We start from the raw sequence: 7,901 nt of genomic DNA, 5'->3' as shown, positions 1-7,901 counted from the left end.
CTGCCCGTCCGCCGCCCGCGATCCAGTTTTCGGCTTCGACCGGGGCCAGCGTGATGATCGGCGAGTCGTGAAGCCCTTTCGTGAGGATCCTCCACGACCGCGTACCGGGAGTCGCGTACAGGCCTGTGACGATGACCTTCCTGCGTGTCAGCACCTTCAGAGGTAGCGCGATCCATGGATTAGTGGCCAGGTACATCGTCGTGCGCGGCGCGACCGCAGCCTTGGCCGCAACCGCCAACGAGTCGAGGCCCAGCCCAAGCGCGAGTTTCCCGAACCTCTTGCCGGTCGTGGAGGCGCCACCAAAGGTGACGACCCGAGCGACAGAACTCAGTTCATGCCACTTCTCCGCGCTCTCCGGGCTGGCGAGTGTTACAACTGTCAGTTCCTGTCCAACTGCCTGCTCAACCATTCGTTACCCCCGCTGTCAGGCGCGACCAGCCTTCGACCGCTGATGCCGTGTACAAGTCACGAACCGCAACCACGTCTGCCGACGAACTACCCGCAGCGGCCCTGATGGACGTCAGCCACGTGGCGGCGTCTTCGTCCGCGAGCCACGAACTGGTCTCGCCGAGCACGTCGGCGAGCACTGATTCTCTCGGTCCCACTACGGCGGTACCCACCTCGAGCGCGCGAATCGCCACGCCGCTCTGGTAGAAGCGTCGGTAAGGAACCAGGACCACGGCGGAGTGTCGCAAACGCTCGTCGAATTCGGCCTCGGAAGCAAATCTGGCGTCGACTTCCCAGCCCGGGATGCTCGGCCAACCACGACCCATCACGGTGAGGCGCCAGGCGCTGTCAGCCTCGGCGGCGATCTCCCGGAGCAAGTCCAAATCTCGGTCCGGTTTGTATTGGCCGAGAACTGAGACCATCGCCAGCTTCGCGTTCGGAGCCATTTCGGGCCGGGTGAGAATCGGGTGCGGGACCATTTCGATCTGTTCTGTCGACAGCCCGGTCGATCGCGCGAGTGAACGGTGCGCATGGCTGCTGTGGGTGACGAGCAGCACCCGTGTGGACAGAGTCTTAGAAATGAATGCGGAAAGGCGGTCGTAGCCGATCGCTCGTACCAGCGGCTCCGGGTCGTGCACGACGAGGCTTCCTCGGCCGGCCAGCGTCCGGATCATCAGGCTGTCCAGCAGGCCCAGCACCGGCCAGCACACCAGCACGTTGGTTGAGTGCATCGATCGACCCAATCGCCTGGCGAGTCGCAGTGACCGCGCGTAGGCCAGTACCCACTTGATGCGGCTGCCGCCATTGGCCGAGGGCTCCGGGAACTGGATGGAGTCGGCCGAAACGCCCGTTGACTCGAGAACCTGACGCGTTTCGCGTACGTAGTGAGCAAGCGCCGACGCGAGCGGATTCACCATGACAACGCGCGAATCCGCCCTGGGCAGTCGCACACTTGCACCACGCCACACGTCCTGGGCGGCCGACCATCGTCGCGAGGCGACGAGGCCCGCCCATCGCCGGAAGATCGGAACCGAAGTGCCGACAGTCCTCCCGAAGAATCCGGCGTGCCGGCGATTCAAGAGGCGGAGGTTGCGGGCGAAGTAGAAGGGCGGTGTTCCGTCCGACTGCTGCCAGGCGCGAGCCCCCGGAACCACGGCAAGCTCACCGCCCGCATAGCCGAGCCGGAGATGCAGGTCGACTTCCTCGGTGTAGAGGAAGAACGACTCATCGAACGGTCGCATTGGCAACTCGCTGGTCCGGTAGACGACGATGGCCCCGTCGAGCCACACACAGCGCGTGGGTCTTGCGAGGTCGTCCCCGAGAGGAATCGCCCGCCGGTGCAGCGGCATTCGGAGAGTAGGTGACAGGATGCCCCCCATCGACCACACCTCGTCGCCATCGGTGAGGAGCTCGGGGCCGACCGCCGCCAGTGTCGGGTCTTCCAGCGCTGACACCAGACGCTGCAGGCATCCCTCGTCGACGCGCACCTCGTGCGTCGCGACAAGTGTGAAGAGGCTTTCCTGTCCGGAGTCTCGAAGTGTGCCCAGGCCGGCGTTGACCGCTGCGCCATACCCGCGATTCGGTTCCACGGTCACCAGCACGGCTGAGGGCAGGGCTGCTCGAAGGGCCTCGACCTCGTCCGGCATCTCGGAGTTGTCGACGACAACAAGGCGGCTGGGCTCGACGCCCTGCGCGACCAGACCGCGAACGACGGCGGCGATAGTGTCGTGCCGGCGATGGTGGACGATCACGGCAGAGAGGTCATGGATGGGGGGCGTTCCGTGCTCAACCATCAGCTCTTCATCCACAGATCAGCGTTTCGTCGACCGTCGATGGTGGGCAGCGATGCGACGACCACATCGGGACGGAGCGGAGCATGGATCGTGGTCAGCAGTGCACGTGCAAGCTGATCCACATCCGAAATGACTGTGTGGTTCTCAGTACTGAGCCAGCTGGCGAGTCCCGTCTCGGAGGTCGTCACGATGGTTAGGCCGTGAGAGAGCGCCTCCTTGATCGGGAGACCTATCTGCTCTCGCCACCGTCCGTCACGCACGGATGGTGCCACGAGCACCCGGTGTCGTGCGTAGATCACTCCCAGAGACGCGTGCTCGATGTGCTTCATGTGCGACCGCCGTTTGGGTGACTCCTCGACCCAGGCGGCGACGGCACTGTGGAGCGGTCCGTCTCCGACAACCGATATCGATGCGCTTGTCTCAGGCTCAATCCTGCGCCACGCATCCAAGAGGTGACCCACTCCCTTTCGGTCTTCCAGACGACCAACGAAGAGCACGTCGGAGTTGGTCGCCTCGGTGATGGGGAGGGTCGGCGCGGGCAGTTCGAGAATCAACTCGTGAGGTGCGCGCAGCAGACCGGGGAGTGAAGCGTAGGTCGCCATGGCGCCAGGGCTGCCGAACGCCACCTTGTCGAGAAGCGTCCCGAATAGGCCGCCGATGATGGTCCCGACAACCCGGCCAACCGGTGCCTCAGTCCACTTCGGCGCGCCGACAAGGGTTGGCACGTCGTTGTTCTCGATGCAGTACGTCACTAAGTGCACGCGGCGACCCTTGATCACGCGGGCGGCAATCGCGAGGACCGCGGTCAGGGGCAGTTCTCGCATCCAGAGCGGTTCCGGCAACTCGACCGTCAGCTTGCCTTCCTGGCGGAGGGCGTTGAAGAACGTGCGAGGAGTGAGACGCGTGACTCGCTCCGACGGCGGAACGGCGTCGAGATCCCATTTCGTGGCTCGGTAAAGAACAGCGTCCTGTGTCGCCCACTCTGTGAATCGCTCCACATGCGCGGCACGGAGTTCAGGCACGACGTGCAGTGCCCTCACCGGGCATCCACCCGAAGATCGCGTGCACCGACCATGAGCGAGCGGAGCGCGGCTTCGTAGCGTGCATTGACCGAGTCCCACGTGTAGAACATCTTGGCGCGCGCGATTGCTGCAGCGGCCAGCTGGTCGGACGTGCTTCGGTCGTTGAGGACCGCCGCGATCGCGTCGCGGATGTCTCTCGGAGCGGGGGATGTGAACTGCCCCGCATCGCCGAGAACCTCGCGGTTGTAAACCGTGTCGCGGGCAACGATGGGCGCTCCGCACGCCATCGCTTGGACCAGCGCCGGGTTGGTTCCGCCGACGCTGTGGCCATGGAAATAGGCACCCGCATGCTGCCAAAGGCTGTGGAGGCGCGCGTCATCGCTCACATGGCCTAGCCAGTGAACGCGATCGGTCTCATCGGACAATGCCTGCGCGGCATCGTCGAGCTCGCCGCCGTATCCACTCGAGCCCACGATCACGACGTCCGTGGTCTTCGCGAGGTCGCGGGCCGCTTCGAGAAATTCGGGGATCGTGTTCTCGGGCACGAATCGAGCCACCACGAGGACGTACCCGCGGTCGCTAAGGCCCGGCTCGATCGGGAGGACATCTGGAAGGACGTCGCCGCCGTACGGGATGAAGTCACCTTCCAAGCCGAACTCCTCCTGCCAACGGCGAGAGATTTCTTCGGAGTCGTAGACCATCCGWGAGCCGTGCCGCGCCGTCCAGGTTGCACCCTGGTGGAACACCCACTTCGCGAGCGCCCCCCATTTGGCGCGATCCCACTCGATGCCGTCCACGTTCACCAACGTTGGGATATTGGCGCGCCGAAGAATGGGAAGCCAGAAGCCATTTGCCACATTCATGACCAGCGCGACATCGGGTCGCTCGGCTGCGGCATGCCGTGATGCCGTCAGCCCGTAAGTAAGGGTGCTCAGCGACTTTCGCTCAATTCCCCGAGTCTCAACCGTGCGCACCCTCGAGTCCCGGGAAGCGTCCGCCGTCTTCACCGCGCCGGGCCTTCCATAGACCGTCACGTCCCACCCGGCATCCACCAAGTAGGGCGCCAAGCGCCGCACAGCGGTCTCGAAGCCGCCGTAATAGCTCGGATAGCCACGGGTGCCGATGATTGCGACAGAAGGCATGGGGGGATCTCCTTGGGTCTGAGCCGAACTAGTGGGCGGTCTCGCCCGGGGCGAGGGCCGCTTTGGCTGTCTTGGCGAGGATCGCGACATCGCCGACCAGCGACCAGTTCTCCACATACGAGAGGTCCAGACGCACCGACTCCTCCCATGACAGCGAAGAACGACCGCTGACTTGCCACAGGCCGGTGATGCCGGGCTTCACGAGGAAGCGACGGTGCACGTGGTCGGCATATTGCGCAACCTCTTTCGGCAGCGGTGGCCGTGGGCCGACGAGCGACATGGAGCCGCCGATCACATTGAACAGCTGGGGCAGCTCGTCGAGGCTGAACTTGCGCATGAAGCGGCCGACGGGAGTGACGCGCGGGTCGTTCTTCATCTTGAAGAGCACTTCGTTACCGGGATCATGTGCATTGCGTTCGAGGTTTTCGAGCAGATCCTCAGCGTTCACGACCATCGAGCGGAACTTGATCATCGTGAACTCTTCGCCGCGCAGGCCGATGCGGGTCTGACGGAAGAAGACCGGGCCCTGGCTAGTCAGTCGAACGCTCAGGGCCAAAAAGGCGAGGATCGGGCTGATCAGGATCGTGCCGAGTACGGACGCGGTGAGATCGGTTGTTCGCTTGGCGAACCGCTGGCCACGGCTGAAACGCGGAGTCTCGACATGGATCAGAGGCAGACCAGACACGGGGCGCATATGAATGCGCGGGCCGGCGATGTCGACGATGCTCGGCGCCAGCACCAGGTGCTGCCTGCCGGCTTCGAGACCCCATGAGATCTGCTTCACCTTGTCGGGCGGCAGTTCATCGGTGCTCGTCACCGCGACCGTGTCGGCACGCGTGGCGGCCATCGCCCGCTCGACATTGTCGACGCTGCCCATGATCGGAATGTCGGTGCCCTCGATCGTCGCCGCCACGCGCCCGCTCGGCACGCATGCGCCGACCACGCGGTAGCCGGCGCGCGGGGCTCGCTCCAGCTCTCGGGCGATCTGAGCCACGGAGGTCTCCGACCCGACCAGCAGCACTCGCGCCGAGTACTCCCCGAGCAGGCGCTTCGAGACAAGCCACTGGCGCCAGAGCCAGCGTTCGAAGAGCAGCACCAGCACACCCAACGGCAGGCTGATGAGGAGGAAGCCCCGAGCGACGTCGACTCGCAGGAGGAAGGCGGCAATCGCGATGACGCCGAAGAGTCGGATGCTCGCATCTACTACGCGCACGAACTCGGTACTGCCCGTACCGATCACCCGCTCGTTTCGCGAGTCGATGAGGCTCAGCGCCCACATCCACAGCACAACCAGCACTGCGGAGAAGGCCCAGTACGAGACGTCAGTCAGACGATGGTCTTCGCGCATCGTCACGGCGGCATTGCCGAGGCCGAACCAGGCGATCTGGGTGCCGTAGACGACCCATACCAGCACCAGCAGATCGCTGAGCCAGATGCGCCGCGCGAGGCGCTGCCGCCAACGGTCGGGCGGCAACACAGTCGTCACGGGAGTCGTGCTCGTCGACACGCGTGTGCCGGCGGCATCCGTCGTCGAAACAGTCGGCACCGCGGGTCCGACAGATTTGGATTGAGATTCGTTGCTTTTAGATTCGTACTGCGACGTCGTTGTCGCGTCGACCTGTTGAAGGTTCGACGTCACCGACCGTCCTTTCGCCCCAAGAAGTGGTCCCCACGTCTGGGAAAGTACCAGGCGAATGTGTCGGGCATGTGAATGGCTCTTGCCACTTCGTCGCCGTCGGCAACGCAGGGGCGGCCATGGGTTCACCAGGTGCCCGGTGTATGCTGACCGCGCCCGCGCTCCGACGTGCGGAAGGTCGAAATGAAGTCCGCTAAGGAACAGCACCCAGCCGACGAGACCGCCATCGATGGCGTTCACGATGCCGTCGACGGAGTTCAGCGCGCGCCGGAGGGCCAGGCGGACGAGCTCGACAAGGTCTTCGGCTCTCATGAAGAAGAGACTCATCACTTCGACGCTGAGCGGGAGCGCGAGCGCCTTGCGGCCTTCTTCGGAGCCGTTGCGTCGCCGAGCGCAGATCCAGAGACTCACGTCGGCGAACCCGCGCTGGATGCCGATGAACCTGCGGTGAGCGCTGGGCGGCCCGCGACGGGTGCTGACGAGCCCGAGACGGGCGGGCGCGAGTTCGACTCGACCGCGGTCGAGGATGCCGTCGCCGGTCATGATCGCGAGATCGAGCGCCTCGCTGCGTTGTTTGGGAGCGCAGCGGTCGCCACCGGCGATCGGGAGGCGGACGCTGGCAGCGGGGAGATCTTCGGCGAAGCGACGGGATGGCAGCCCACTTTTGAGGGGGCGCCTGAGCCGGGAGCACCATCGTCGGATCCTCAGCCCGAGACGGCCTGGCAGTCGTGGGTCGCCGAAGAGCCGGCGCCGGAGTGGCAGCCATGGTCTGCCGAAGAGCCCGCGTTCGTCGTGGCTCCGGAGCAGCCGCGCCGCGGGGTTCGCGCCGCGCTCTTCGGCTCTCGCGGGCGCACCTCCGTGTCGGTCGCAACAGCGGTCGTCGCCATCGCCGTCGTCGCAGGCGGCGGAGTCTTCGGCGCCATCACCATCAATGAAAATGCCCGCCTCGCGGATGCGCGGGGAACGCTGGCCACCGCGGAAGCATCCGCCGAGCGGGCCGACTCCGGGTTGGTTTCGGCGAACTCGGCGTACGAAGCATCCGTCACCGATGCGCAGGCATTCATCGACGAGGTGGCGCCCGCACTCGCCGCGATCGACGGGATGGGCGATGCGCAGACGCGGGCCGACGCGATGACAGCCCTCGACGGCGTGCAGGCGAGCATCGCTCCCCGCGACGTGGCCACCGTGCCCGAGGAGTATGAGGGCGCATCGCTCGGCGACGCGGATGCGGACGAGGTGCTGACAGTTGCCGAGGATGCGAAGAAACACGCTGCTCGCGTGGCACTCGCAGCTGCCGACTTCGACAATGCACGTGCGGATATCGGTGCCGCGACGTCGATCGCTGACGCGGCGCTCGACGCACTGGCGACATCGCTTGCCGCGACCGCGGAGTCGCTCGTTGCCGAGAACCCCCTCGCCAGCGCGGCGCTGCGCGACGCCGTTATGGCCGCCGTGCCAGCTGTTGGGGCCGCACGCGCGACGGGCGGCACCGGTGCTGCACAGCTGCTGGCCTATGCGGCGGCCGTGACCGCGCTGCGCGCGGATCAGGCGGTGGAAGCCGCGAAGGCCGAGGAAGAGACGCCGGTTGTGCCGAGGCGCAACACCGGATCGACGCCGGTGACCGGCGGGGGCACCACTCCCACACCGGCGCCGACGCCCGACCCTGCGCCTGCGCCGGACCCCTCGCCGTCCGATCCGCCGCCGGATCCCACGCCAACCGATCCACCGACCACGCCTTAGGGGATCCGAGCGACTGACGACGTTTTGTCTCGCTTCGCTCACCAACGGACTCGCGCGGCTACGGCCGACTGGAATCCGAGGCACTGAATAGTCGAAGAGCGTGGGTCGGGCCACCTAGTGA

At 65.7% G+C, this 7,901-nt stretch carries 6 protein-coding genes; 1 reads left to right on the top strand and 5 read right to left on the bottom strand.

Going from position 1 to position 7,901, the window contains the following annotated elements; translation table 11 throughout:
- From AC1DVT_RS15975 to AC1DVT_RS15955, 5 genes are all read right to left on the bottom strand, one after another.
- Nucleotides 1–409: hypothetical protein (locus AC1DVT_RS15975; protein ID WP_477389979.1), on the bottom strand; the 409-nt coding region annotated here is incomplete at its 3' end.
- A complete protein-coding gene (locus tag AC1DVT_RS15970; protein WP_477389978.1) occupies nt 402–2,255 on the bottom strand; it encodes a glycosyltransferase in 1,854 nt (617 codons plus the stop codon). The genes AC1DVT_RS15970 and AC1DVT_RS15975, both read right to left, overlap by 8 nt.
- Complete coding sequence (locus AC1DVT_RS15965) at nt 2,240–3,019, bottom strand: glycosyltransferase family 4 protein (RefSeq protein WP_477389977.1); 780 nt, start codon at nt 3,017–3,019, stop codon at nt 2,240–2,242. Before AC1DVT_RS15965 ends, AC1DVT_RS15970 begins: the two co-directional genes overlap by 16 nt.
- Nucleotides 3,020–3,276: 257 nt before the next feature.
- Nucleotides 3,277–4,404: a glycosyltransferase gene (locus AC1DVT_RS15960; protein ID WP_477389976.1), complete on the bottom strand. Its 1,128-nt coding sequence runs from the start codon at nt 4,402–4,404 to the stop codon at nt 3,277–3,279.
- 28 nt (nt 4,405–4,432) lie between these two features.
- Nucleotides 4,433–5,890, bottom strand: coding sequence for a sugar transferase (locus AC1DVT_RS15955; protein ID WP_477389980.1), 1,458 nt, complete (start codon nt 5,888–5,890; stop codon nt 4,433–4,435).
- Between the two features lie 333 nt (nt 5,891–6,223).
- Between AC1DVT_RS15955 and AC1DVT_RS15950 the strand changes: the two genes are divergently transcribed.
- Nucleotides 6,224–7,780 (top strand): hypothetical protein, encoded by a 1,557-nt coding sequence (locus AC1DVT_RS15950; protein WP_477389975.1) that lies wholly within the window; start codon nt 6,224–6,226, stop codon nt 7,778–7,780.
- Nucleotides 7,781–7,901 lie beyond the last annotated feature (121 nt).

Source organism: Microbacterium sp. P2_F9, assembly GCF_056403635.1.
This window is presented reverse-complemented; position numbering and strand designations above follow the sequence as displayed.

What these genes read in the sequence shown, in the direction of transcription:
- AC1DVT_RS15950 (WP_477389975.1), top strand. Translation starts at nt 6,224, where the DNA reads ATGAAGTCCGCTAAGGAACAGCACCCAGCCGACGAGACCGCCATCGAT.